Below are 1414 nucleotides of genomic sequence, written 5' to 3' on the forward strand. Positions count from 1 at the left end.
TGTTACTGTAAAAAATAACGGTCCCGTGACCCTTTGGCAATCACCGGCCTATCAAATCCCTGTACAGCAAGTTAATCCTGGAGATTCTTTTACCATTAATCAAGTCTATTTCTCTTATGATTCAGGTCTTTGGTTTGACATTGGCGCTAATCAGTGGATTCCAGCTTATTATCTTGATAATACCCTAGTGCCAAACAACTGACATTTTTAAACTATGGAGGAATTTAATTATGAGGAAAAAAATTTTAGGCTTTATCTTGCTGGTTGCTTCGGCATTGTTGTTGACTGTGATTCCAGCAAAGTCCGTTTCCGCTGCGGATGATGAAGTTGCATTTCCCATCCGCGATTCGTCATTTTTGACGTTGAATGACAACGATTATCAGCAGTTATTAGCGGGAAAACTATCTTACTTTAACAGTGATGTCACTAGCTCTTATGTTCCTGGACTATCCGTTTGGAAATTATCCAATTTATTTCTGGGTTCTTGGTCTAGAGGTGGCGAAGCTGATCCATGGTACAGATGGGCACAAGAGATCTATGAAGTTGGGCCAAATTTGTTGCTCACCAACAAACAGGCACTCAGAATACCTGTAGATAAAGTTACAAATGTTGGAGTTGGAAGTTATCTTGGTACTGATGCCATTAAAGATGGCCAATTTGAGATTTCTTGGGTCAGTAACTTTATTTGCACGGTAAAAAATAATGGCCCAGTTACCTTGTGGCAATCACCAGATTACCTAACTCCCGTTCAAACAGTTGCTTCTGGCGATAAGTTTACAGTTAATCAGGTTTATTTTTCTTATAAATCAGGATTATGGTTCGACATAGGTGCAAATCAATGGATTCCTGCATTCTATTTGGAGAATAATTTAATTGATAGAAATAACCTGTATGGTAATGCTCCAGAATATTAAGTCTTGAATAAAATGTGCTATAAATAATGATTCGGTGCCATTTTAGTAATCACCAACCTGTCAAATACTTGTACAAGTTAATCTTGATGAAACATTAGCGCCAAAAATCAATATTTTAAATTATGGAGGAATTTAATTATGAGGAAGAAAATTTTAGGCTTTATCTTACTGGTTACTTCAGCATTGTTATTCGCATTGATTCCAGCAAAACCTGCATTGGCTGATGATGAAGTTGTGATTCCTGTACGAGATTCATCATTTTTAACCTTAAATGACCCAAACTACAGGGATTTCCTTTCTAAAGGTGTGGGTTTTTTCAATAGCAATCCTATTGCTGATTCTTACGTTCCTGGTTTATCTACATGGAAATTGTCAAAGCTTTACACCGGTAGTTGGGGTGGCGGTGAAGCAGATCCCTGGTACAGATTTGCCAGAGAAATATATGAAGTTGGCCCAGATATGTTTCTAACAGACTATCAAGCCATTGTAATTCCTGCTAA

The 1414-nt window shown here is 37.6% G+C and carries 3 protein-coding genes; all 3 read left to right on the forward strand.

The features are described 5' to 3' along the window. Positions 1 to 202, forward strand: a 202-nt coding sequence (locus FC83_RS17180; RefSeq protein WP_162260642.1) for a hypothetical protein, incomplete at its 5' end; no start/stop codon positions are given. Between the two features lie 28 nt (positions 203 to 230). Beyond that, positions 231 to 914: a hypothetical protein gene (locus FC83_RS04950; RefSeq protein WP_035451840.1), complete on the forward strand. Its 684-nt coding sequence runs from the start codon at positions 231 to 233 to the stop codon at positions 912 to 914. 138 nt (positions 915 to 1052) lie between these two features. Next, positions 1053 to 1414: hypothetical protein (locus FC83_RS04955; protein ID WP_156405564.1), on the forward strand; the 362-nt coding region annotated here is incomplete at its 3' end.

This window comes from Agrilactobacillus composti DSM 18527 = JCM 14202, from assembly GCF_001436375.1.
In the GTDB taxonomy this organism is placed as follows: Bacteria; Bacillota; Bacilli; order Lactobacillales; family Lactobacillaceae; genus Agrilactobacillus; species Agrilactobacillus composti.

What these genes read in the sequence shown, in the direction of transcription:
- FC83_RS04950 (WP_035451840.1), top strand. Translation starts at nt 231, where the DNA reads ATGAGGAAAAAAATTTTAGGCTTTATCTTGCTGGTTGCTTCGGCATTG.